Origin of the sequence: Granulicella sp. 5B5 (assembly GCF_014083945.1) — a bacterium.
Classification (GTDB): Bacteria; Acidobacteriota; Terriglobia; order Terriglobales; family Acidobacteriaceae; genus Granulicella.
Map to the genome: position 1 here is coordinate 2285370 of NZ_CP046444.1, position 23558 is coordinate 2308927.

A 23558-nucleotide genomic window follows, 5' to 3' on the forward strand; every position below is an offset into this window, starting at 1 on the left:
GATTTGTAACTTATCAGTGGATGACTGTTCTAATCCAGTGAGCCGGCATAGAGATGAGCTATCCCGCGACAGCTCAACCGTTTAGGAAGATGGAGCGAAGATCCATGCTGAAGAGTGTGATGGCGCTGTATGAACGCGTCGTGAAGGGACTGAACCTGCTGCAGTCGCCGATGCTGCTGGTGGTGCGGCTGTACTGGGGGTTCCAGCTGGCGCAGAACGGCTGGGGCAAGCTGCATCATCTGAGCCGGATCACGGACTACTTTCAGAGTCTGAATATCCCGTTTCCGGGGATCAACGCACCGTTCGTCTCCGGGCTGGAGCTGGTGGGCGGCATACTGCTGATGCTGGGGCTGGGCTCACGTCCGATTGCGCTGCTGATCGCGGGTGACATGCTGGTGGCGTACTACGCGGCCGACCATGATGCGCTGGTGTCGGTGTTCTCGGACCCGGGCAAATTCTATGTGGCTGATCCATACACGTTCCTGTTTGCTGCCCTGATGGTGCTGATCTTTGGCGCTGGCTACCTGTCGCTGGATGCGTTGATCGCCAAGAAGCTGAAGGAGCGCGTGTAGACGCGATGGATGTGCAGCGTGGCAGCCGCGGTGGCGACAGGGATGAGGCAACGATGATTGCCTCGATCCTGGCGGGCGAGACACAGCTCTACCATGAGCTGATTCGCCCGCATGAGCGCAGCGTGTACATGATGGCGTTGTCGTACATGAAGAACGAGGCCGATGCGGAGGACGTGGCGCAGGAGGCGTTCCTGAAGGCGTTTCGAGCGTTGGCGAACTTTCGCGCGGAGGCGAAGTTCGGAACCTGGTTGATCAGCATCACGTTGAATGAGGCGCGCAACAGGCTGCGGCGGAAGGCGGCCGTCCCCATGGAGTCGCTGGATGTGCCAGACGACGAGCCGGGAGCGGTGTCGCCGGCGCTGTTGCGGGACTGGCGCGAGGTGCCGAGCGAGGCGCTGGAGCGCGGTGAGGTGCGGAGCCTGATTGCCAGCGCGGTTGAGGCGCTGCCGGAGATCTATCGCTGCGTGTTCGTGCTGCGCGATATGGAAGAGATGAGCGTGAACGAGACGGCCGAGGCGCTCTCGCTGAGCGTGCCGGCGGTGAAGGTGCGGCTGCACCGGGCAAGGATGATGCTGCAGAAGCAGCTAGCTCCGCAGCTGCGCGCAGTTGTGCCCGCGGAGAAGAAACGGAGGTGGTTTCCATGGTGATCGAGTGCAAGCATGTGTGGAACCACATCTCGGGTTATCTGGATGGAACGCTGACCGCTGAGGAGCAGGTGATGATTCAAACGCACCTGGAACACTGCGAGATCTGCTCGGCGATTCTGGACTCGGCGCGCAACATCCTGGTGCTGACGGCGGATGACCGGGTGTTCGAGCTGCCGGTAGGGTTCAGCGAGCGGCTGCATGCGCGGCTGGCAGCGGAGCTGGGGACGGTCGCGGGGGATACCCCCCCCTCCCCTATGTAGTGAGGCTATCCAGTGGAATCAGCGACTTAGGGGGTGATCCCAGGGGTAAGTGGCTGATTCCTTTTGGGTTGCGGGTATGATATGGGAAAGAAATGGGTTAGGGAGTGGGGAGTAGGGAATAGGAAAAACGGTTCCGTTGCCCCTTAAATCCAGTATAGCGGGTGGGGCTTTGGGAAGTGTTTTTGTTTTTGGTGGGTAGGTGGTTTGGTTTGTTTGGGTTGCGTGGGTTCGAGGCGACCTGAGGGATTGACATGGCGGACTTAGAAGCTTTCCCGCGAAGTGCGCGAAGTTAGCCAAGTTTCGCCACGGGGCGGTGGAAGGCGCCAGGTTGCGACCGCTGGGGGGTAGCTCAGATGCCGTGGTAAATGAAGTGGCCGATCTGTTCGACAGCGAGCAGGACCAGGGTGATGACAGAGAGGACGATCTGAAAGTTTTCTGAGCGGAGCTGGTGCCGGGTGGGTGCGGCCATGCGCCATTGCGAGGAGGGGCGAGCGCGGAGGCTGCGGATGCGCTGGATGAGGTAGAGGTTGAGGACCGAGCCGCCGAGGGCGAGGACCATCATGGGGATGCGGTAGATGTCGTGGTGGAACCAGACGATGGGGCGGATGAGGCCGACCGCGCCTGCGAGGGCTCCGACACCGATGACGGCGCGGACGCCGCTGACGGCCATGGCGAAGGTGCAGAAGCTCTGTAGCAGGATGAAGAGGAAGCTGGTGATCGCGACGCTCCAGTGAGCGCGGGCCGGTAGGGCATCGGATTCCAGCGTGGCGTGGGCTTTCAGGGGCGCGGGGACGTGGGTCGGGGAGGACACGGTTCGATCACCTCAGGGGGATTGGCCCGGCTGGACAGCCTGAGCCCTCGGGGACAAAGGTATCAGAATGGGGCGGGAGCTGTGAGGGAGGTGAGCGAGCAGCGTTTTGGCAGATGGTTCCTCTGGGGCTGAAGCCCCTTCTCCAGAGAGTTTTACGGACGGACGGAAGCCCGTCCCCTTCAAAGCTGAAGGCTATTCACTTCAAAGCGCAGGCCGTCCGCAAAGACTGAGATCTGCCCTTTTCAAAGCTGATGAGGCGGATGGACTGGCGGGGTACAGGTTAGGGGATGGGTTTCGAGTTTGGAGTTTCGAGTAGAAGCGGGTGGCGATTTGGGGGCGTTTGATGGTATTCTTGTAGGGCTGGCGCAGTGTCAACGAATGAGGCTTGTGAGAGCCCGCTTGACGGCCAACTCCCCGCAACTGTCCTGAGTTTGCAATGGACCTGAGCGAGACTCTGTGTTTCGGAGTCAAGGTGAGTTTCTGCGGCACAAGATTCGTGGAACTGGAGTGAGTTATGGCACAGGTATGTGAGCTTTGCGGCAAGGGCCCGCAGTTTGGTAACAACATCTCGCACGCGCACAACGTGACGCGTCGTCGCTGGAACCCGAATTTGCAGTCGGTGAAGGCAGCTACGCCCGGCGGCACCAAGCGGGTGAAGGTCTGCACCAGCTGCATCAAGGCTGGCAAGGTCGTCAAAGGCTAAGAAGTAGATAGTAGAGTTTAGACAGTAGAAAAGCACGAAGCCCCGGCGGTGGAAATTGCCGGGGCTTTTCGTGTTTGTTTTAGGGAGTAGCTCACTCTTCACTTGCCACGTTTCACTGTTCCTTATTGCTTTTCGAAGGCCAGTGAGGCGGAGTTGATGCAGAAGCGCTGACCGCCTTCGGCCTTAGGGCCGTCGGGGAAGACGTGGCCGAGGTGGCCGCCGCACTTGGCGCAGGTGACCTCGACGCGCTTCATGCCGAAGGCGTTGTCTTCGTGGAGCTCGACGGCGTCCGGGGTGAGGGGCTCGAAGAAGCTGGGCCAGCCGGAGCCGGACTCGAACTTGGTGCCGGACTTGAAGAGCGGAGCGTTGCAGGCGGCGCAGTGGTACATGCCGTCGTCGTGGTTGTTGACGAGGGCGCCGGTGAAGGGGCGCTCGGTGCCCTTCTCGCGGAGGATGTGGTACTGCTCGGGGGTGAGCTCGGCGCGCCACTCGGCGTCGGTTTTCTGGAGTTTTTCGGGCATTTGGGTCTCCTTTATGGGCTAAGGATTAGATGCGTGGCGGCGGGATTCGATGTGGTGGGTACGCTCCGCCTGCGGCGATCGCTGCGGTAAAAACGGGAACGCAGAGGGCGCAGTGTAGAAGCCCGCTGAGGACGCAATGGAAGACAGGCAACAGCAAGGGCAGACGCGGGATTTTAGGTGGTAGGGGCCTGGGCAATGCACTCGATTTCGACGAGGGAGTCTTTGGGGAGGGCGGCGACCTGGACGGTGGAGCGGGCGGGTGGGGTGGCGCCTTCGGGGGCGAAGTAGGTGGCGTAGACGGTGTTCATCGCGGCGAAGTCGGCCATGGACTTGAGGAAGACGGTGGTCTTGAGGACGTGGGTGAAGTCGAGGCCTGCGGCGGCGAGGACGGCCTTGAGGCTCTGGCAGACGCGGGTGGTCTGGGCGGTGATGTCGCCTTCGATGAGGTTGCCGGTGGCGGGGTCGATGGGGATCTGGCCGGAGGTGTAGAGGGTGTGGCCGATGCGGATGGCCTGCGAGTAGGGGCCGATGGCGGCGGGTGCGTCGGGGGTGGCGATGGCGGTCTTGGGGGAGCTCATAGAGGTGATTGTCTGCCAGCGGGCGGGGTGAGGCAAGTTGGAGACGTTCATCCCGCCTTAGCGACGATGAAGCTGTCGCGAAGATGGGGCACCCGGCATCCTGCGAAACCCATGTCTCAAAAGCGAGACATGGGGCACCCGGTTCTACCAGATCCGAGAGAAGCGTAGAATTCAAGCTGCGAGGTTTGCTAGAAGCGATCATGCTCAGAGACAGGAATCCGAAACACTGGAAGCTGTTGGTGTTCTATTGCAACCCGGAACAGCCGCGTCTGTTTGTGGCGAAGAGGTCTGGGAGTCCCATCACGCTGAACTTTGCTAAACCGATGGCGTGGGCGATTACTGGCCTGGTGCTTGCCGTGCCGATTGCAGGCGCTGTCGTCGACTTCGCTCATTCCGTTCGCTAACTCCAACTGAGTCGCGGCATGGTGCCGCAGGATGCGACCTCTTTGCTGCGCATCGCGGTGAGGCCGCGGTGCTTCGGTCGAGATGACAAGCATTGTGGCCCATTCTGAGAAAGCAAACCTTGGGGCTAAAGCCCGCTCCTCTTTCTGAGCTTATGAGACCCGAGGCTGAAGCCTCGGGGTACCGATTGTGGGCTGATCGACAAGAAGCAGATTTCCCATTCGAAGTTACCAGCTGAGGCGGTAGAGTGTGGTGGCCTGTGCGGGCAGCGTTGCAGGGATCGTGATGTGGCCGTGGTCGACAGTGAGTGTGTGCGGCGCGTCGAGAAACTTGAGTTGGCTGGACTGCTCCAGTTGCTGGTACTGGGCTGGTGTCGGGTGTTGCGGACTGCCCATGGCCAGCCACGTGGTAAAGCTGTTGGAGTGCGTGCGGTCGAGGGTGAAGGCCTGGAGTTTGACGTTGTGGACTGAGGCTGGGAGACCGGTGATGTCTACATCCATGGGCGCGGCAACGGCGTCAGGCAGGTCATCGTCCTGGTAGTTCCAGACGAGGACCTCAGCGCCGCTGTGCGTATGGGTGGCGAGGGCGTCGATCTCGGGTGCGGGGACCCCGGTGTGGAGGATGGTGTCGAGCGGCGTGGCTGCGGAGCTGGTGGTGGCGACGCGTGTGCCGGAGAGCATGCCGGTCATGCGGAAGACGTTGAGGACAGGCTTGTCGATGCCGTTGGTGGCGAGGGTGCGGAAGCCTTCGAAGTAGTCGCGGCCTTCGAACTCGAAGGACCAGCTGAGCATGCCGAGGAGGTTGACCTGGTACTTGTCCTGTAGCTGGAAGAGGCCTTTGATGACGGCGGCGGTGTAGGCGGCGTAGAGCGGGCCGTTGCGGTAGCCGTTGGCGTGGTTCTCTTTGGCGGAGCAGGCGGCGCAGCCTTCGGGGTCGGCTTCGGAGAGGATGATGGGGAGCGATTTGAACTGCGGGTAAGAGGCAATGAGAGCGAAGCCGTGGTCGGCGTCGGTGAGCTCTTTGTTGAGGCCCATGCGGACGTGGGTGGTTGTGGGCGTGTCGTGAATGAGTGTGGGTGAGCCCTTGGCGTGGAAGGTGATGAAGTCGAGTGGGATGGGCTGGCCGTTGGCAGCGGACTTGTCGTGGGCGATGTGGTTGAGGAAGGCTGCGAGGTAGTCGGCGGCCTTTTTGTCGCGCGGGCTGGTGGTGGCTGGGCCTCCGACGCGAGCGGTGGGCAGTGCGGAGCGGACGCCGGCGACGGCGTAGTCGTAGAGCTTGAGGTACTCGGCTTCGGTGCCGTGCCAGTAGGGGATGTTGGGTTCGTTCCAGACTTCGAAGTACCAGGTGGCGACGCGGTCGCGGCCGTAGCGGGCGACGAGGTGCGCGACGAGCGTACGGCAGAGCTCACCCCATGCGGCGTAGTCCTTGGGCGGGCTTTGGACGGAGCCTTCGATGGTGTGCGGGTAGGTGAGGTGGTAGGGGTTGGTGCCGGAGGCGAGGGCTTCGGGCATGAAGCCGAGCTCGACCATGGGGCGGACACCGGCGGCGAGCCAGGCGTCGAAGGTCTGGTCGATGATCTTGAAGTCGTAGATGGGATGGCCGTGGGCGTCGAGGGTGTAGATGTTGGTGGAGCTCCACTTGAGCGCGGGCTTGCCGTCGCCGGAGGTGAGCAGGTGGTGGGCGCGGATGTAGACGGGGAGCGGGCTGGTGTGGGCGAGCTCGGCGAGGAGCTTGCGGCCGTTGGGAGCGGTGGTGTAGTTGAGCTCGTCGTAGCCGTAGAAGTTGGTGATGGGCTTCCAGGGGCCGAGGGAGTGGGCGAGGTCGACGTGGATGGTGGCTGGCTGCTGGGCGGGGGCGAGGGTGGCGACCGTGGCGAGAGCGAGAGCGGCGAGGCGTGGGAGGAGGGCCATGAGAGGCCATGATACGAGAGCTGGAATAAGGTTGTCGGCGGGGCGCTGTGATGTGAACGGACGAAAAACTTTGGTGGAGCAGATGCGCGCCGGATGGCGGAACGGCTAGTATTTGATCGAGCCGAGGGCGAAGGAACGTCCGGCGCAAGGAGAATGACCATGGGACTTCTGGATTCGATTGCCGGGATGGCGGAGCAGGCGATGGCTGGCCAGGGTGGCACCAACGCACAGGTGGCGACAGGGTTGATGCAGGTTTTGCAGGAGCATCCTGAGGGCGTGCAGGGGCTGCTGAATGGGCTGCAGCAGAGCGGGCTAGGTGCCCATGCAGAGCAGTGGGCGAGCGGTGCGCTGACCTCCGCGACACCGGACCAGGTGCAGGCTGGCCTGGGCAACAACGGCATGTTAGAAGCTGTGGCAGCGAAGGCTGGGATTCCGCCGGCGCTGGCGCAGGAGGCGCTGACGACTGTGCTCCCGATGGTGCTGGCACACGTGGCTCCGAACGGGCAGGCCGCGCAGCCGGGCGATTTGGGCAGCCTGGCGGGATCGCTGCTGCAGAAGTTTTTGTAGAGCGAAGAAGGATGGCAAAGGGCGGGGATGAAATCCCCGCCCTTTGCTGTTGGTGCGATTGATTTGGTTAGCGACCGCGGGAGCTGCTGCCGCCGGAGCGGCGGCCTGCGGGACGGCCGGCGTTGCCGCCGTGGGGGCGGTTGCCCTGGCTGCGTCCGCCGCCAGAGCCGCTGCGGCCACCACGAGCGCTGCCGTTGCGGCCCTTGTTGTAGGGGCGGGCAGGAGCCGCGTCGGAGGACTCGTTCACGGTGCCGTCGGCGTTCTTCCAGCTGCGCGTCTCCATCTGGAGGAGAGCGTCGAGACCGGAACCCGAGGCGGTGTTCAGGTCGAGCGGCTTGTTGCGCTCTTCCTTGGCGAGGTTCTTGTCGGCCTCATGCCACTGGAACTGGATCTTCAGCTCGCGCTCAAGCTTGCGGGCGTCGCCCTTTTCGAGCGGGGTGACGAAGGTGGTCGCAACGCCCTTGGCGCCCGCGCGGCCGGTGCGGCCGATGCGGTGGACGAAGTCGTCCGAGCCGTTGGGCAGGTCGTAGTTGACGACGTGCGCGATGTTGGAGATGTCGATGCCGCGAGCGGCGACGTCGGTGGCGACGAGGACGCGGCTCTTGCCCAGTGAGAAGGCCTTGAGAGCGGCGGTGCGCTGCGACTGCGAGCGATCGCCGTGGATGATCTCCGTGGTGTGGCCGAGCTTTTCGAGCTTGCGGCCGATGCGGTCGGCACCGTGCTTGGTGCGCGAGAAGACGAGGTAGGTGCCCTCTTCTTCGTTCAGCATCTTGTCGAGCTGGGAGAGCTTCTGGTCCTGCATGACGGTGTAGACGCGGAGCTCGACACGGTCAGAGGGCTTGGAGGTGGTGCCGATCTCGATGCGGACGGGGTCGACGACGTAGTCCTTGACGACCTCGCGGATGTTGGCGTCGAGGGTGGCGGAGTAGCACATGGTCTGGCGGTCCTTGGGGAGCGCGGCGACGATGCGGCGGATGGCGGGCAGGAAGCCCATGTCCAACATGCGGTCGACCTCGTCGAGGACGAGCATGTCGACGTCGCGGAGGTTGACGGCCTTGCGGCGGAGGAAGTCTTCGAGGCGGCCGGGGGTGGCGACGATGAGGCGCGGGCCGCGGCTGATCTGCTCGATCTGCGTGTTCTCGGAGAGGCCGCCGCAGACGAGAACGGCGTCGGACTTCTGGGTGGGGCAGATCTTGTGGAACTGCTCGAGCACCTGCATGGCGAGCTCGCGGGTGGGGAGCAGGATGAGAGCGAGAACCGGGGTCTTCTTGCCGCGCGTGCTGGCAACGGAGATCTCCTCAAGGCGCTCGATCATGGGGATGAGGAAGCTGAGGGTCTTGCCGGTGCCGGTGCTGGCGGTGGCGAGGATGTCGTCGCCTTCGATGGCGGGCGGGATTGCGCCGGCCTGGACGGGCGTCGGGGTGATGAAGCCGGCGGCGGAGAGACGGGCCTTCAGCGAGTCCGAGATGTCGAAGTCGGTGAAGGTGACAGTGTTGGTGGTCTCTGCGGTGGCTTTGATGGTGCGAGCGACTTTGAGGGGCTCGGGGTTCAGAATGGAATCAAGAGTAAGTGTAGAAGTAGACAAGGGTTTCCTTATAAGTGGGTAAGAGGCGGAGGAATGCAGTAACGCGAAGCGGGCCGAGGCACGCAGTATGCGCTATGGATTCGGGTTTCAGCATTGCCTTTGCGACATCCACGATGGAGGCCCTGTTGGGAAGCACTGCTGCTGCACGGCGAGGAAGAACCCAGTGGTTCGACCTACGAGCCAGAGCAACCAACGCGCTTGTGAAACATCGTGACTGTGGTGCGCGGTGGAAGAGGATGGTGCGGTGATGGGCGCTCGCGGTCTCTGGCCAGACTCGAATCCATTGGGAGTCATCTGCCCGCGGTGCCTCGTGTATTTCTCATACACACGGTAAGGATACCACAGATATGCCAGCGGGCGCGTGGTTCGCGGGTTTTCGTGTGCAGGGTGGGGGTGTCCCCCCGTATACTTTTCGATTCAAAGGCCTGACAAGACTGTGGTTGAAGGCGGACTTGTGAAGGTCTATGAAGGGAAGGAGCTTCCTGCAAAGTCCTGGTAGCGAACGGGTAGGGCGCGCAGGGGTGGCGGACGAGATGGATCGCTTTGGCCGCTGTCCTACACTCAAGGAGGTCATGAAGCGATCAGAGTCAGCTATTTCCATGGGGGACTGCCGGAGGCAAGTGGCGCGGGAGTCAAGAGCGATGCTCTTCGAGAGCGCGCAGAACGCCGGAGCGGAACCCGCCTGCTCGTATTTCTTCGAGCACCCAGTTCAGTGGATTGAGATTCGGAGGCTGGAGGAGATTCCCGAGGCCTTCGCGGCGATCGAGCAGGCCGTTGCCGATGGCTTCTGGGTTGCCGGATATCTCGGCTATGAGTGCGGCTATCACTGGGAACCCTCGGCGGCGGCGGACTTTGAGGCGCCGGAGGGCCTTCCGCTCGCCGCCTTTGGTGTGTATCGCGCGCCGGTCTCGCCTGTGCCGTCTGCTGCAGAAGAGAGTGCGTGTGGCCTGACGGATGTGGCGTTGTCGTTGTCTCCGGAGCGGTTCACGGAGCAGTTCAAGCGGATACAACAGTGGATCGCGGAGGGAGACACCTACCAGGTCAATCTGACCTGCCGCGTCGAAGCTGCATATTCACAAGGCGCGGAGGTGCTGTTCGCGCACATGATGCAGAGGCAGCCGGTGGAGTTTGGCGCGATGCTGAATGTCGCTGGCCGGGTCGTGCTCTCCGCATCGCCGGAGCTGTTCTTTCAACGCAAAGGCCGCGAGCTGCGCGTACGTCCGATGAAGGGGACGTCCCGGCGAGGGCTGGATGCGGCTGAAGATGACCGGTTGGCGGCTGCGCTTGCTCTGGACGAGAAGAACCGCGCCGAGAACGTGATGATTGTGGACCTGCTGCGCAGCGACATAGGCCGCATCGCGGAGATGGGCTCGGTGCGCGTCGAGGACCTGTTCAAGGTGGAGCGTCATCCGTCTCTGCTGCAGATGACTTCGACGGTTGTGGGGGAGTTGCGAGAGGAGATGAGCTTCTATGAGCTGTTTCGCGCCCTGTTTCCCTGCGGCTCTATCGTGGGAGCGCCGAAGGTCCGGACGATGCAGATCATTCGTGAGCTGGAGGGCAGAGATCGCGGTGTGTACACGGGGGCGATCGGATACATCAGGCCTGGTGGGGATGCTGTCTTCAGTGTAGGGATTCGAACGGCTGTGCTGGAACAGGGGCGCCTTTCGATGGGAGTGGGGGCGGGAGTGACTGCGGGGTCGGATGCGGATGCGGAGTTTGAGGAGTGCCTGCTGAAGGCGGAGTTTCTGCGTGACCGCTCGTTCGAGCTGATTGAGAGCCTGCGCTGGGAGGCAGGGGAGTGCGCGCTGCTGGAGCTGCATTTGAGGCGCATGGAGCGTTCGGCGAAGTTCTTCGGCTTTTCGTTCGAGCGCCAGTCGGCGCAGCGGGCGATTGCAGAGTGTGCGGACGGGCTGACAACGGACAGAGCGTGGAAGCTACGGATGACGATGAATGCCGCGGGTGTTTGCCGGGTGAGTGCGATGCCGTTGGAGGAGGAGACTTCAGCAGTGTTGCATGCGCGGCTGTGGCCTGAGCCGATGCGGGCCTCCGACGCATGGCTGCAACACAAGACCACACGGAGAGCCCACTATGAATGGGCGCTCCGCGTGGCGCAGAAGGTTGGTTGTGTGGATGCCGTTTTTTTGAACGAGCATGGAATGGTTACGGAAGGATCGATCCATAACGTTCTCGTTCGTCATGGGAGTCTGTGGCGCACGCCGCCGCTTTCCGCGGGGATATTGCCGGGGGTCTATCGGGAGCACCTGCTGGCAACGCAGTCGGAGGTTCTGGAACAGGACATCCATGTGGATGAGCTGTGGGGCGCTGACGAAATCTATCTGATGAATGCGGTACGGGGTTTGCGCCGAGTGGAGCTGCAGCGAGAATGGCTGGCTGCAGCTCCACGAATCGCCGGAGCCTGAGAGGTTGCAACAAGGGCACCCGCGAAATTTTTACTATTCGCTAAAATAGCGCCGCGTCGCTAGTGACGGTCGATTTAGTGACCGTGACCGCCGCCGCCGCGGGCACCGCGGTCGTTGGCGGTGCCATGGGTGTGGTCGTCGGCGCGGTAGTTGCCGCGGGGGTCGGCACGGTGCGTGGCGTGGAAGCTCTGAAAGTGGTCTGCAGGCTCATGGTAGCCGCCGTGCGCAGGGTAGCCGCCATGGTAGCCGTAACGGGGATCGAAGGAGCGGTTGACGTGTCCGTAGAAGTGCGCCGGACCGTGGTACCAGCGGCCAGCGCCGATGAAGACGCCGTTGTCGAACCAGTCGTCGCTGTAGTAGCCGTAGGGTGCGCAGTTGTAGGGTGCGTAGCCGTAGTAGCCGTATGGGCAGACCGGCGGCTCGCCGATGTTGATACCGAATGAGACCTGCGCATCCGCTTTGGGCGCAGGGAGGATGAACGTCAGCGCGAAGGCTGCGGTCAGCGCGAATAGGAACTTTTTCATGACGGGCCTCAGAGTAGTAAGAGTAAGTTGTCAGTTTGACACAGGAAGTTGTGCCAGCGGTGACTATATTCCTGAAAGGCCATGTGTTGCGTGGAAATTCATGCAGGCGGATACAGAAAGGCGAGGCCCGAAGGCCCCGCCTGAGTTGAGAACGATAGTTGGCGTTTAGCGACCGTGGCCATGGTAGCCGCCGTGCTCGTCGGCGCGGTTGTTGCCGTGGAAGCTGTGCCAGTGGTCGGCGGGCTCCCGGTAGTGACCTCCGCGGGCCGGGAAGCCGCCGCGATAGCCGTAACGGGGATCGAAGGCGCGGTTGACGTGGCCATAGAAGTGGCCATGACCGTGCCACCAGGGACCAGCACCGACGAAGATGCCGTTCGAGAACCACTCGGGGCCGTAGTAGCCGTAGGGCGCGCAGTTGTAAGGCGCATAGCCGTAGTAGCCGTAGGGACAAATGGGCGCTGGGCCACCAATGTTGACGCCGAAGGTGACCTGGGCTTCGGCCTTGTGGGCAGGAAGCACGAAGAGAGCCGCGGCGATGATGGCGGCGAAGAGGTACTTGATTCCACGCATGGGAACCTCCAATCAAGCCTTTAAGAGGCGGAATTGTTGCCAGAGGTTGCTGGCGAAGGTGTAAATGAAAGTAAAGAGCCCTTGCGGCAGGGGGGCTGCCGCAAGGGTTTTCGATCAGGGTGAGAACGGGTTTTTAGTGGCCGTGACCGTGGTCGTTGACGACGTGGCCGGCGTTGTCGTGGGTCTCATTGCCGTGGAAGTTTTTCGGAGGGCCAGAGCGGCCCGGCTCGGGTCTGGCGCCGCGTGAGGGCATGGCGCCGTGGTAGCCGTGGCGGGGGTCGTAACGGTTATTGACGGAGCCGTGGAAGTTCTTAGGGCCGTGGAACCAGCGGCCGGCACCGATGAAGACGCCGCCGTTGAACCACTCGGGACCGTAGTAGCCGTAGGGCGCGCAGTTATAAGGGGCGTAGTCGTAGTAGCCGTAGGGGCAGGACGGCGGATTGCCGATGTTGATGCCGACGGAGATCTGAGCGGGAGCGGCGGCAGGAGCCGCAAGGACGCCAAGGCCGAGGATGGCGATGGCGCTGAAGATAGATTTCGAAAGTCGCATTCTGTTTCACCTCAAAGTTCGGGTTCGGGACAATGTAAAGGTGTCGCTTGAAGTAAGAGGCGTTCGCGAGGCGATATGTTGTCTGCGCGAACGCCGATTTTCGATGAAAATTCAGCGCGGACGACGCGTGGGAGCGGTGCGCTTGCGGCGGGGCGGGACAGGTTTCTTGAGCTGGGCGGCCTCGGGGAGGACTTTTTTGCGCTCGACTTTCTTGCCGGCGGCGGCGCGGTTGAGGGCCTGGACCTCGCCCTGGGTGAGCTCGCGGAAGGCGCCGGGCGGGACGTCGAGGGTGAGTGCGCCGTAGCCGATGCGGCGGATCTTTTCGACGTGGTGGCCGATCTCTTCGAACATCTTGCGGAGCTGGCGGTTGCGGCCTTCGGTGAGCGTGACCTCGTACCAGGGGTTCTCGCCGGAGCGGACCTGTTCGATCTTGGCGGGCTGCGTGAGGACGCGGTCGCGCCGGCCTGAACTGCGTGTGTCGGCGAGGCGGCCACGGTCGATCATGATGCCGTGGCGGAGCTGCTCGATGGCTTGCGCGGTGGGCGCGCCGCTGACCTTGACGAGGTAGGTCTTGAGCACGCCGGTTGCGGCCTTGGAGAGCTTGTTGGCGAGGTCGCCGTCGTTGGTCATCAGCAGGAGGCCTTCGCTGAGGTAGTCGAGGCGGCCGACGGGGTAGAGGCGCGGGAGTTTGGAGTGCTCGCCGATCTGCTTTTTCTGGCGGTCTTCGCCGAGCAGCTGCATGACGGTGGGGCGGTGCTCGGGGTCGTCGAGTGTGGTGACGTAGCCGCGGGGCTTGTTGACCATGTAGTACTTGGTGGGTTCGGGGCCGTGGAGAAGCTTGCCGTCGACACGGACGTGGTCGCGGGAGAGGTCGGCGCGGGTACCGAGGGTTGTTACCGTCGTTCCGTTGAGTTGGACGCGGCCTTCGAGGATGATCTGCTCGGCGGCGCGGCGGGAGGCGATGCCTGCCTGGGCGAGGATCTTTTGCAGGCGGTCGCCGCGGGGGGCGTCTTCAGCCTGCTTGAGGGGCTTGGGGGTCATGATGGATGGCTTTCTGACTGCGGAGGTGCTCGTCGCGGTCGTGCGGCGCCGTGGAGGCGCGCAGTTATCAGTGTAGCTGGCGCGCGGGGATGCGTCCTATCGGTGTGCGGGAGAATCTATTGGGTATGAGCGATGCGAAGGCGGGTTCGATTCAGGTAGTGCGTCCCGAAGAACAGAGCGCGGGGACGGCGCAGACGTCGGGGTCGCAGCGGATGGCGGCGGTTTCGAGGGCGCAAGGTATCGAGACTGGGATGTGGGCGGGGACGTTTCTCGTTGAACCGGGCGCGAAGACGGGCATCCATCACCACGGAGAGCAGGAGACGGTGGTGTATGTGCTGGAGGGCGAGGCGCTGGTGAAGTGGGGTGAGCGCGGCGGGGAGTCCGCGACGGTGCGCGCGGGGGACTTTGTGCATGTGCCGGCGTGGGTGGTGCACCAGGAGATCAATCCGTCGGCAACGGAGGCATTCCGGTGGGTGGTGGTGCGGAGCACTCCGGAGCCGATTGTGGTGAACCTGCCGGATGCGGTGTGGGAGTAAAGACCCGAGGCTGAAGCCTCGGGGTACCTGGTTTGTGGGAGCGACGCGGAGAAGATTAGTCCAGGGCGGCGAAGGCCTCAGTGAGGTCGAGGTGGATGGGGGTGTTGGGGACAGTGAGCCGGGTGGCGTCGGCGAGGTGCAGGCCGTTGGCGTCGAAGGTGTAGGCGACGCGGCGCATAGGATCGACCAGCCAGATGTTCTCGACGCCCATGGAGCGGTAGTCGGCCAGAACGAGCTCGGCGCGGGGGAGACGGTCTTCGGGGGAGAGGACCTCGATGCAGATGAGCGGTGGGGTGAGGGTGACGGATTCGCGCGGGGCGTCGGCGCGGAGGACGGCGATGTCGGCGATGCGGACGCGGGCGCCTGCGACACGGATGCGCTGCTCGACGATGGCGTTGGTGTGCCACTGCTTCTGGTTGAGGGTGAAGATGACCGCGATGAGAGTCTGGATCTTTGCGTGCTCGTACTCGCCCAAGTTGCGTTCCTCGATTTCGCCGTCCACGTAATCGGCGTCGGGATGGTAGCTGGTGCGGAGGTATTGCTCGATGGTGAGCAGCGAGGGTGTCGTCGCCATGGAGGTGCCTCCTATGCAGCGATTATGCGCCCGGAGCGGATGGTTGCCAAGACGAATCGCAGCGCTTAGCGACGACGGCTGCCGCCGGAGAAGATCTCGGTGAGGGCGATGAAGATGTTGAGGCCGTCGAGGTAGATGCTGAGAGCGAGCTCGACGGCGGTGGCGCCGTCACCGCCGTTGCGGATGCGCATGAAGTCGACTACGAGCAGAACGGAGAAGATGGCCAGCGTGGCCCAGGCGTAGAGGCCGGGCGAGACGAAGTGGAAGAACATGCCGAGGACGCCGATGATGATGAGTCCCAGCAGAGCGGCGAAGGCGTAACTGCCGACCTTGCGGTAGTCGAAGCTGAAGATTTGTGCGCCGAGGCCGAGCACGCCCATGCCGACGGCCGTGGTGAGTGCGGCGTTGAAGACGACGTCGATGTGGCCGGTGTGGAGCAGCGTCATGATCCACGGGGCGATCTCAAAACCCATGACCAGCGCGAGCAGAAGGAAGAGGCCGAGTGCGACGGGCGGGTTCTTGCGGGTGGCGCGGACGGCGAAGATGAGCAGGAAGCTGGCGATGACGCAGAGCCAGAAGACTCCGGTGGAGTAAAACGCCGGGGCGAGGAAGATGCCGACGCCGGAGACGAAGAAGCCGAGTGAGGAGATGAGCAGAACCTTACCCAGCAGCGAGGTGGTGGCCTGGGTGCGGCCTTCGATGATGATGGGATTGGAACGGGTTCCGGGATACATGGCGTCTTACCTCTCTGTGTCTATGATACGCCGGGGAGGTTGAAACGTGAGCGAGAGTGGCTCAAGGGGCGGTAGAGCAAAGACCTCCCGCGAAGGGCGCAGAGTGAGCGGAGTTTCGCCACGGGAGTGGGTGGCTACTCGGTTTCCTGCTTGGTGCCTTCGGGGTGGGTGGACTTGTCGGAGATGAGGTCTTCGGGGGTTTCGTGGAGCGTGTGGGTGGGCTCGGGGACGGCGTTGAGCTCGTCGAGGGCGGGGGAGCCGCCGGACTCCGGGGCGGGTTCATCTGCAGGTCTCTCCACTCCGTCCGCAGAAGGCGCGGACTCCGATTGAGATGACAGTTCTATATCCGAAGCCTGGTGCTCTTCCATCTGGATCTCCTCCTGGACAGCCTCGTTGAGCTCGCCGGCCATGCGCTCGAACTCTTCGATGCTGGGAAGCTCGTTGATGTCTTTGAGCCCGAAGCGAAGGAGGAAGTCCTTGGTGGTCTTATACAGGATGGGGCGGCCGATGACCTGCTTGCGGCCGGCGGTGGCGATGAGCTTGCGGGTGAGCAGCGAGCCGAGGGTGCCGGCGGACTCGACGCCGCGGATCTCGGAGACCTCGGGTGCGGTGATGGGCTGCTTGTAGGCGACGACGGCGAGAGTTTCGAGCGCCTGGAGGGAGAGCTTTAGCGGCGGCTTGAGGGACTTGACGAAGCCGCGGACGGCGTCGTGGTACTCGGGCTTGGTGGCGAAGCGGAAGCCGGAGGCGACTTCCTTGATCTCAAAGCCGCGGTCAGCGACGGCGTAGTCGGCGATGAGTTGGTCGAGGAGCGAACGGAAGTAGTCGCGGAGCTTGCGGGCGCGGAGTTTTTCGGCGGCGGCGAGGGACTTAGCGTCGGGGGCCGGGGTGTCAGTCGCGGAGGCTTCGTCGCCGGGTTCAACTGCAGGTCTCTCCGCTGCGTCCGCAGAAGGCGCGGACTCCGGTCGAGATGACACATCTGTGGTGGACTCAGGGGAAGTTTCGGTGGTGTCTGGAGAGTCTTCGGTAGTGTCGAGGATCTCGGCGTTCAAGGCGTCGGGATCGGCGGGGCCTTCGTCTTCGGCGGCGGTCTCTTCGTCAGACTCCGCGGCGGTCTCCTCTTCGATCTCCGCGGCTTCGTTTTGCGCGAAGGACTCGGTGTCGAGCGAGAGCTGGTTGGAGGCGAGCGTGTCCAGCTCGGCCTGGCCCTCTTCACCGAGCAGGCCGATGAGTTGCGCAAGCGTGACAGGTTCTTCGGAGGCGTAGATGACGGCTTCTATTTTGGCTTTGAGGCTCATGCGATGGCTTAAAGAGAAAACGGTGCAGGGTTGAGTGTATCAACCCGGGGCGCTGGCGGGGCGAGTGTGGATAACGGGGAGGAAATAGGGGGAAGCAGGGAGTAGGGAATAGGGAGTAGGGAGTAGTAAAAACGGAAAAGCCCGGACGGAGTGTCCGGGCTTTTTGGGGGGGAGGTGAGACGGTGATCGTTTAATGGCCGGCCAGTTTGTTGAAGAGGAAGAAGAGGCCGCCGGAGAGCAGGGCTGCGGCCGGGAGGGTGAAGATCCAGGCCAGGGCGATGTCGCGGACGGTGGAGAGCTGGAGGCCGCTGCGGTTGGCGGCCATAGTGCCCGCCACGCCGGAGTTCAGGATGTGCGTGGTACTGACAGGGACTCCGATGCGGTCGGCGCCGAGGATGGTGGCCATGGTGACGAGCTCGGCCGAGGCGCCCTGGGCGTAGGTCATGTGGGTTTTGCCGATCTTTTCGCCGACGGTAACGACGATGCGCTTCCAGCCGACCATGGTGCCGAGGCCGAGAGCCAGCGCGACGGCGACCTTGACCCAGGTGGGGATGAACTTGGTCGAGGTGTCGAGGAACTTCCTGTAGTTGGCGAGGACGGCGTTGTCGGCGTCGGAGAACTTAGGAGCGCCCTTGGCTTTGGGCAGCAGGCGGAGCGTCTCGCTGGTGAGGTACATCTGGTTGCGGACATTGGCCTGCTGGTTGGTGGGTACACCCTTGAGCGTGTGGTAGAGCGTGACTTCGTTGCGGATGTCGGTGACCTCCTGCTGGAGGGCGGTGACGACGGCGGGCTCGAAGGTCTTGGTGGAGACGAAGTGCTCGAGTTCGGGTTCCGCGTCGCCGACGGTGGCGGTGGGGGTGACGTAGTTGTTGAGCATGTCCGCGGTCTGCGTGGAGACGGCGACGAAGGTCTGGGTGTCCTTGGGGGTGACGGCGTGGTTGAGCGCGTAGGCGGTGGGGACGGTGCCGACGAGGATGAGCATGATGAGGCCCATGCCCTTCTGTCCGTCGTTGGAGCCGTGCGCGTAGCTGACTCCGCCGCAGGTGAGGATGAGCAGGATGCGGATGTAGAACGGCGGCGGCGCTGTACCTTCGGGCGCCTTGTAGAGGCGGGGGTCGCGGGCGAGGAGCTTGAAGAGCAGGAAGAGCACGAAGGCCGCACCGAAGCCGATGACCGGCGACCAGAAGAGTGCGGAGAAGACCTTCTGTACCTGCGACCAGTCGACACCAGCGGTGCCGCTGTTGCCCTGCATGATCTGGTTGGCGATGCCGACGCCGATGATGGAGCCGATCATGGTGTGCGAGCTGGAGGCGGGCAGGCCCTTGTACCAGGTAGCGAGGTTCCAGAGGATGGCCGCGATCAGCAGCGCGAAGACCATGGCGAAGCCGGCGCCGGAGCTGACCTTGAGGATGAGCTCGACGGGCAGAAGGACGATGACCGAGTAGGCGACCGCACCGGAGCTGAGGAGTACGCCGATGAAGTTCATGATGCCGGAGTAGACGACGGCGATGTGAGGCTCAAGCGAGTGCGTGTAGATGACAGTGGCGACGGCGTTGGCGGTGTCGTGGAAGCCGTTGACGAACTCAAAACCAAGCGCGATGAGGAGGGCGACGCCGAGCAGAAGGAACGGGAAAATCGAAGAGTAGTGGACGACGGAGAGATCGCCGAAGAGCTGCGTGGCAATGTAACCGATGCCGATGACGAGCATCCCGACAAAGACGAGGACACCCCATTTGCCGACGGAGGATTTTTCGAGCTTTTCGTCGAGGATGGACTTGGGAGCAGGAGGAGTTACCGCAGGTGTGGACATAGCTGACGATTCGCCTTCGAAACACTAGGGGGATTGAAGTGCTGAACGCGACCAGAGTAGAGCGGCAGTTGTTGCTGCTGTGTGAATGGGCTGTAATTTTTGGGGAGGAAGGGCCGAGAGAGGGCAAAGTGGATGCGGGTGCGGAGGTCGGCGAGGTATTAGTCGCGGGTGAGTGCGGGGGTGCGGGAGACGAGGCGCGCCTCAAGCGGAAGCTGGCGGCTGTCGGTGAGGGTGACGAGTGCGCCGGGCGGGAGGTCGGCGGGAGTGCCTTCGCGATGAAGCTGTCATGCTTCGGTCGAGATGACGGGTTTTGTGGGTGGGCGGTGAAACATATCTCCTGTTCTACCTCGCTCCGGGGAATGACAAACTGAAAGGCAACAGCAACAGCAAACGCAGATTCCCTTCGGGAATGACAAAACCAAGAGGGCCAAAACAAGATGCGAGGTGATGGTTAGAGCAGTGTTGGTGCGTCGATGTGGAGGAGTTCGGCGATGGCGGCTACGACTAGCCCGTGGTCGTCGCGCTGGGGGAGGCCGCTGAGGATGATGCTGCCGACGAGGCCGGAGGCTGGTTCGGAGGGGTTGAGGGCTCTGAGGACGAGGGGGAAGCCGCCGCCGTGGGTGGCGTAGTCGGTGAGGGCGAGGCCGTGGCGGGCTTCGAGGGTTTGGCCGTCGTGCTCGAGCTGGCGGCCGATGGCGTAGCTGCTGCGGGCGAAGCGGCGGACGACGTTGCGCTTGCGGCGAATCCAGTCGGCCTGGCCGGGGGTGGCGCCGGGGGTGGTACAGCTAAAGAGGATGTGGCCGGCGAGGTCGATCTCGATGGAGCCGCCGGCCTTGCGCTCGATGAGTTTGGAGCGGAGGAGTGAGCCGAGCTGCCAGGCGGTGTCCGCGTTGAAGCTGGGGAATTGTAGGAGGGCTTCCTGTTGTGCGATGAGGGCGAGGTCGTTGGCGAGGGCTGCGGTGTCCGACATGGTGTGAGTAGTGTAGCTGGTGGGGTAAAACGAGAAGCAAACCCCGGGGCTAAAGCCACTTCTTCGTAGGGAGAGTTATGAGACCCGGCCCTGAAGGGCCGGGCTACCGGGTCGTGGCGCGGATGCTTGGGGGTTAGTCGCGGGAGCCTTTGTAGTTGACGAAGAGGTCGGGGAACTCGGCTTTGAGGTCGTCGATCTTGGGGCGGTCGCAGACCTGGATGTAGGGGTTGCCGGGGTTCTTGAGGGCGTAGTCCTGGTGGTACTCTTCGGCGCGGTAGAAGGCTTTGAGCGGGGTGACCTGGGTGACGATTCTGCCGTGGAAGACGTGGGCGGCGTCGAGCTGCGCGATGTAGGCGGTGGCGAGGCGGTGCTGGTCGTCGTTGGCGTAGAAGATGACGGAGCGGTAGCTGGTGCCGACGTCGTTGCCCTGGCGGTTGAGCTGGGTGGGGTCGTGCGCGACGGAGAAGAAGATGCGGAGGAGCGTGCCGTAGGTGATGACGGCGGGGTCGTAGGTGACTTCGACGGACTCAGCGTGGCCGGTGGTTTCGGTGGTGACCGCGTCGTAGGTGGCGGTGTTGGCGGTGCCTCCGGAGTAGCCTACGACGGTTTTGGTGACGCCTTTGACGCGCTCGAAGACAGCCTGCGTTCCCCAGAAGCAGCCGCCGGCGAAGACCGCTGTCTGCGTGCCGTGCGCTGTGGCGAGTGGGACGTCGGTGGTGGGCGCGGGGATGGGAGCCTTGGGCTTGGCGCTGGCGGCTGTGGTGATGACAGCCGCGGCAGTGAGCACGATGGCGGCGAAGGCGAAGAGTGGGAGGACACGGCGAAGTTGCATGGGAGACCTCGGGTGGGCGCGGTGGATGGCGCTCTCTGTTATGAGACACCAAAACTGCTGGGAAGATACAGGGTTGCTGTAGAGGGCGCCAGGGGTGAATGTTGCAGATGAGGTAGATAGAATGGTGCGATGGCTCGGCAACGTGCGAATCCGGAGTTTGTGGAGACCTCGCTGACAGGGCTGGGGCTGTTGGGGACGCCGATCTTCAATAAAGGCACGGCGTTTCCTGAGAGCGAGCGCGATGAGTTCAGCCTGCATGGGCTGCTGCCGCCGCAGGTGGGGACGCTGGACCAACAAGTTGCCCGGCGGATGAAGGCGTTCCGTGCGATCGCGCCTGCCGACGATCAGAGCCATGATGCGCAGTTTGCGCGCTACACGTTCATGCGCGATCTGCAGGATGTGAATGAGACGCTGTTCTATGCGCTGATCACAAGGAACATCGCGGAGATGCTGCCGGTGGTTTATACGCCGTCGGTGGGTGTGGGGTGCGAGCGGTTCAGCGAGATCTGGCGGAAGCCGCGCGGCGTGTTTTTGAGCTATCCAAACATGGAGCGGATTGGGCAGATACTGGGGCATCCGCGGTATGACGGCGTGCGCTGCATTGTGGTGTCGGATGGTGAGCGGATACTGGGGCTCGGCGATCAGGGTGCGGGTGGGATGGGGATTCCGATTGGGAAGCTGGCGCTTTATACGGCGCTGGCCGGGATCCATCCGCTGCAGTGTCTGCCGGTGTTTCTGGATGTGGGGACGGACAATGCGGAGCGGATCAATGACCCGCTGTATCTGGGGTGGAAAGAGCCGCGCGTGCGTGGGGCGAAGTACGACGAGTTCGTTGACCGCTTTGTGCAGGTGGTGAAGAAGCGCTGGCCGCATGTGCTGCTGCAGTGGGAAGATTTTGCAGGGACGAATGCGGCGAAGCTGCTGGGGCGGTATCGCGATGTGCTGCCTAGTTTTAATGACGATATTCAGGGGACGGCCGCGGTGGCGGTGGCGACGGTGCTGGCTGCGGTGAATGCGACCGGCGTGCCGCTGACCGAGCAACGGTTTGCGGTGCTCGGTTTCGGGTCGGCGGGGTTGGGGATTGCGGGGCTGCTGACGCAGGCGCTGGTGAAGGCCGGGTTGAGTGAGGTCGAGGCGCGGCGGCGGTTCTGGGCTGTCGATAAAGATGGCCTGCTGGTGGAGTGGATGCCGAGTGTGCGGCTGGAGCAGGGTGGGTATACGCGGACGCATGTGGAGGTTGAAGGCTGGCAGCGAGACGGCGAAGGACGGATTGGGCTGCTGGAGGTGGTGGAGCGGGTGAAGCCGACGGTGCTGATTGGAGTTTCGGGGCAGCCGGGGGCGTTCAGTGAAGAGATTGTGCGGGCGATGGCTCGTGGCGTGGTGCGGCCAGTGGTGCTGCCGCTGTCGAATCCGACGAGCCGTTGCGAGGCGACGCCCGCGGATGTGATTGCGTGGAGCGAAGGCCGGGCGATTGTGGGTACGGGCAGTCCGTTTGCGCCGGTGGAGTATGAGGGGCGAACGATTGCGATTGCGCAGACGAACAACTCGTATATCTTTCCGGGGCTGGCGCTGGGGATTGTGCATGCTCGGACGAAGCGTGTGAGCGATGGGATGGTTATGGCCGCGGCGGAGGCGCTGGCGCGGCTGTCGCCGACGCGCGAGGATGCGAGTGGTGCGCTGCTGCCGCCGTTGGAGAGCCTGCGGAAGGTGTCGATGAGTGTGGCCGTGGCGGTGGGGCGGCAGGCGGCGCTGGAAGGGCTCGCGGCGGTTAAGGGCGAGGCGTTTGTGGAGTCGCTGCGCGCGGGGGTTTGGGAGCCGGTGTATCTGCCGTACAAGCGGCGGCGGTAGCGCAGTTAGACTTGGTGGACAACGGGCGGAGTTAACGATGCAGGTTTATGACGTGGTGGTGCTGGGCGCGGGCGCTGCGGGGATGATGTGTGCTTTCGAGGCCGGACGGCGCGGCAAGCGCGTGCTGCTGCTGGACCATGGCGATCGCGTGGGACGGAAGATATTGATCTCCGGTGGGGGGCGGTGCAACTTTACGAACATCCATGCGAAGGCGGAGAACTTTTTGAGTGAGAACCCGCACTTTGCGAAGTCCGCGCTGGCGGGGTTTACTCCTGCGGAGTTTGTGGCGCTGGTGGAGAAGCATGGGATCAAGTATCACGAGAAGACGCTGGGGCAGCTATTTTGTGATGACAGCGCACGGCAGATTGTGGCGATGCTGGAGAAGGAGTGCGCGGAGGCTGGGGTGGTGACGCGGTGCGGGGTGAGTGTGGGGGCGGTTCGAACCCATGTCTCGGAAGCGAGACATGGGGCACCCACGTTTGTGGTGGAGACCAGCACGGGGAGCTTTGAGTGCGGCGCGGTGGTGGTGGCGACGGGTGGGTTGTCGATTCCGAAGATGGGCGCGACGGCGTTTGGGTATGAGCTGGCGAAGCAGTTTGGGCATAACGTGATTGAGCCGCGCGCGGGGCTGGTTCCGCTGGTGTTTGGTGTGAAAGACCATGAGCGCTGGTGCGACCTGGCGGGAGTGGCGTTCGATGTGGTGGCCAGGGCGGAGATGCAAACGCAAAGGATGCTACGAGGCGCGAAGGTGCCGAACTTCAAAGAGCGGTTGTTGATTACACATCGTGGGGTGAGTGGGCCGGCGGTGCTGCAGGCGTCGTCGTACTGGAGGCCGGGAGGGACGGTGGTGTTTGATGTTGCGCCGGGTCAGGAAGTGCTGCGGCCGCTGCAGGCGCGGTCTTCGGGGCGTGATTGGGATGCTCTTTATGCGGCGCTGCGTGGTGTGCTGCCGCAGCGCATGGCGGAGCGATGGGTCCGTGCGCGCGCGGACGCGGGTGCGGGGGACTGGACGAATGCGGGGCTCGAACAGATGGAGCGCGAGCTGCATGCGTGGGCGGTGAAGCCGGATGGCAGTGAGGGGTTTGTGAAGGCGGAGGTGACGGTGGGTGGCGTTGATACGAATGAATTGGACGCGCGCACGATGGAGAGCAAGCGCGTGCCGGGGCTGTACTTTATCGGCGAGGTGGTGGATGTGACCGGGTGGCTGGGTGGGTACAACTTTCAGTGGGCGTGGGCGAGTGGGGTGGCGGCGGGGAGAGCTTTAGGACATGGGGAATAGGGAATGGGGAATAGGG

General features: G+C 63.2%; 25 protein-coding genes. 10 read left to right on the top strand and 15 right to left on the bottom strand.

What is annotated here, in order from left to right; all coding sequences use genetic code 11:
* The first annotated feature begins 104 nt into the window (after positions 1–104).
* Genes GOB94_RS09580 through GOB94_RS09590 form a run of 3 tightly spaced genes read left to right on the top strand, consistent with a single transcriptional unit; the run spans position 105 to position 1479 of the window.
* On the top strand, positions 105–572 hold the full coding sequence (locus GOB94_RS09580; RefSeq protein WP_182275715.1) for a DoxX family protein: 468 nt from the start codon (positions 105–107) through the stop codon (positions 570–572).
* 5 nt (positions 573–577) lie between these two features.
* Positions 578–1219: a sigma-70 family RNA polymerase sigma factor gene (locus GOB94_RS09585; protein WP_182275716.1), complete on the top strand. Its 642-nt coding sequence runs from the start codon at positions 578–580 to the stop codon at positions 1217–1219.
* Entirely contained in the window at positions 1213–1479 is a 267-nt protein-coding gene (locus GOB94_RS09590; RefSeq protein ID WP_182275717.1) for a zf-HC2 domain-containing protein, read from the top strand. The genes GOB94_RS09585 and GOB94_RS09590 overlap by 7 nt, the downstream gene beginning before the upstream one ends.
* A gap of 349 nt (positions 1480–1828) precedes the next feature.
* On the opposite strand, the gene GOB94_RS09595 is transcribed toward GOB94_RS09590, so the two are convergent.
* Positions 1829–2290: a hypothetical protein gene (locus tag GOB94_RS09595; RefSeq protein ID WP_255483815.1), complete on the bottom strand. Its 462-nt coding sequence runs from the start codon at positions 2288–2290 to the stop codon at positions 1829–1831.
* A gap of 514 nt (positions 2291–2804) precedes the next feature.
* Here GOB94_RS09595 and rpmB point away from each other — a divergent pair.
* Positions 2805–2993 (top strand): 50S ribosomal protein L28, encoded by a 189-nt coding sequence (gene rpmB / locus GOB94_RS09600; RefSeq protein WP_182275718.1) that lies wholly within the window; start codon positions 2805–2807, stop codon positions 2991–2993.
* Between the two features lie 122 nt (positions 2994–3115).
* Here the strand turns inward: rpmB and msrB are convergent, their stop codons facing one another.
* A complete protein-coding gene (gene msrB, locus GOB94_RS09605; protein ID WP_182275719.1) occupies positions 3116–3514 on the bottom strand; it encodes a peptide-methionine (R)-S-oxide reductase MsrB in 399 nt (132 codons plus the stop codon).
* A 173-nt stretch (positions 3515–3687) separates the two neighbouring features.
* Entirely contained in the window at positions 3688–4092 is a 405-nt protein-coding gene (locus GOB94_RS09610) for a RidA family protein (RefSeq protein WP_182275720.1), read from the bottom strand.
* A 200-nt stretch (positions 4093–4292) separates the two neighbouring features.
* Here GOB94_RS09610 and GOB94_RS09615 point away from each other — a divergent pair, with 200 nt between their 5' ends.
* Positions 4293–4496, top strand: a complete 204-nt coding sequence (locus tag GOB94_RS09615; RefSeq protein WP_182275721.1) for a hypothetical protein — start codon at positions 4293–4295, stop codon at positions 4494–4496.
* A gap of 225 nt (positions 4497–4721) precedes the next feature.
* On the opposite strand, the gene GOB94_RS09620 is transcribed toward GOB94_RS09615, so the two are convergent.
* Complete coding sequence (locus tag GOB94_RS09620) at positions 4722–6404, bottom strand: beta-xylosidase (RefSeq protein ID WP_182275722.1); 1683 nt, start codon at positions 6402–6404, stop codon at positions 4722–4724.
* Between the two features lie 159 nt (positions 6405–6563).
* Between GOB94_RS09620 and GOB94_RS09625 the strand changes: the two genes are divergently transcribed.
* Complete coding sequence (locus tag GOB94_RS09625) at positions 6564–6971, top strand: YidB family protein (protein ID WP_220464905.1); 408 nt, start codon at positions 6564–6566, stop codon at positions 6969–6971.
* A gap of 67 nt (positions 6972–7038) precedes the next feature.
* Here the strand turns inward: GOB94_RS09625 and GOB94_RS09630 are convergent, their stop codons facing one another.
* Positions 7039–8556 (bottom strand): DEAD/DEAH box helicase, encoded by a 1518-nt coding sequence (locus GOB94_RS09630; protein ID WP_255483817.1) that lies wholly within the window; start codon positions 8554–8556, stop codon positions 7039–7041.
* A 641-nt stretch (positions 8557–9197) separates the two neighbouring features.
* On the opposite strand from GOB94_RS09630, the gene pabB reads away from it, so the two are divergent.
* Positions 9198–10976 (top strand): aminodeoxychorismate synthase component I, encoded by a 1779-nt coding sequence (pabB, locus tag GOB94_RS09635; RefSeq protein WP_182275724.1) that lies wholly within the window; start codon positions 9198–9200, stop codon positions 10974–10976.
* A gap of 74 nt (positions 10977–11050) precedes the next feature.
* Here the strand turns inward: pabB and GOB94_RS09640 are convergent, their stop codons facing one another.
* From GOB94_RS09640 to GOB94_RS09655, 4 genes are all read right to left on the bottom strand, one after another.
* On the bottom strand, positions 11051–11500 hold the full coding sequence (locus GOB94_RS09640) for a hypothetical protein (RefSeq protein ID WP_182275725.1): 450 nt from the start codon (positions 11498–11500) through the stop codon (positions 11051–11053).
* A 165-nt stretch (positions 11501–11665) separates the two neighbouring features.
* Complete coding sequence (locus GOB94_RS09645) at positions 11666–12070, bottom strand: hypothetical protein (protein ID WP_182275726.1); 405 nt, start codon at positions 12068–12070, stop codon at positions 11666–11668.
* A 133-nt stretch (positions 12071–12203) separates the two neighbouring features.
* The gene (locus GOB94_RS09650) at positions 12204–12620 is read right to left on the bottom strand and encodes a hypothetical protein (RefSeq protein WP_182275727.1); all 417 of its coding nucleotides are present in this window, start codon (positions 12618–12620) and stop codon (positions 12204–12206) included.
* Between the two features lie 111 nt (positions 12621–12731).
* The gene (locus tag GOB94_RS09655) at positions 12732–13661 is read right to left on the bottom strand and encodes a pseudouridine synthase (RefSeq protein ID WP_182275728.1); all 930 of its coding nucleotides are present in this window, start codon (positions 13659–13661) and stop codon (positions 12732–12734) included.
* A 125-nt stretch (positions 13662–13786) separates the two neighbouring features.
* On the opposite strand from GOB94_RS09655, the gene GOB94_RS09660 reads away from it, so the two are divergent.
* Positions 13787–14197 carry a cupin domain-containing protein gene (locus tag GOB94_RS09660; protein WP_182275729.1) on the top strand — a complete coding sequence of 137 codons (411 nt, stop codon included), beginning with the start codon at positions 13787–13789 and terminating at the stop codon, positions 14195–14197.
* Positions 14198–14252: 55 nt separating this feature from the next.
* Here the strand turns inward: GOB94_RS09660 and GOB94_RS09665 are convergent, their stop codons facing one another.
* From GOB94_RS09665 to msrA, 6 genes are all read right to left on the bottom strand, one after another.
* The gene (locus tag GOB94_RS09665; RefSeq protein WP_182275730.1) at positions 14253–14771 is read right to left on the bottom strand and encodes a Uma2 family endonuclease; all 519 of its coding nucleotides are present in this window, start codon (positions 14769–14771) and stop codon (positions 14253–14255) included.
* 65 nt (positions 14772–14836) lie between these two features.
* Positions 14837–15505 carry a Bax inhibitor-1 family protein gene (locus GOB94_RS09670; protein WP_182275731.1) on the bottom strand — a complete coding sequence of 223 codons (669 nt, stop codon included), beginning with the start codon at positions 15503–15505 and terminating at the stop codon, positions 14837–14839.
* Between the two features lie 134 nt (positions 15506–15639).
* Positions 15640–16803, bottom strand: coding sequence for an SMC-Scp complex subunit ScpB (gene scpB / locus GOB94_RS09675; protein ID WP_182275732.1), 1164 nt, complete (start codon positions 16801–16803; stop codon positions 15640–15642).
* Positions 16804–16993: 190 nt separating this feature from the next.
* Positions 16994–18613 carry an inorganic phosphate transporter gene (locus GOB94_RS09680; protein WP_182275733.1) on the bottom strand — a complete coding sequence of 540 codons (1620 nt, stop codon included), beginning with the start codon at positions 18611–18613 and terminating at the stop codon, positions 16994–16996.
* Positions 18614–19064: 451 nt separating this feature from the next.
* A complete protein-coding gene (locus GOB94_RS09685; RefSeq protein WP_182275734.1) occupies positions 19065–19583 on the bottom strand; it encodes a heme-degrading domain-containing protein in 519 nt (172 codons plus the stop codon).
* Positions 19584–19716: 133 nt separating this feature from the next.
* On the bottom strand, positions 19717–20415 hold the full coding sequence (gene msrA / locus GOB94_RS09690) for a peptide-methionine (S)-S-oxide reductase MsrA (RefSeq protein ID WP_182275735.1): 699 nt from the start codon (positions 20413–20415) through the stop codon (positions 19717–19719).
* Between the two features lie 129 nt (positions 20416–20544).
* Between msrA and GOB94_RS09695 the strand changes: the two genes are divergently transcribed.
* On the top strand, positions 20545–22263 hold the full coding sequence (locus tag GOB94_RS09695; protein WP_182275736.1) for an NAD-dependent malic enzyme: 1719 nt from the start codon (positions 20545–20547) through the stop codon (positions 22261–22263).
* A gap of 37 nt (positions 22264–22300) precedes the next feature.
* On the top strand, positions 22301–23542 hold the full coding sequence (locus GOB94_RS09700; RefSeq protein WP_182275737.1) for an NAD(P)/FAD-dependent oxidoreductase: 1242 nt from the start codon (positions 22301–22303) through the stop codon (positions 23540–23542).
* The last annotated feature ends 16 nt before the right edge of the window (positions 23543–23558 follow it).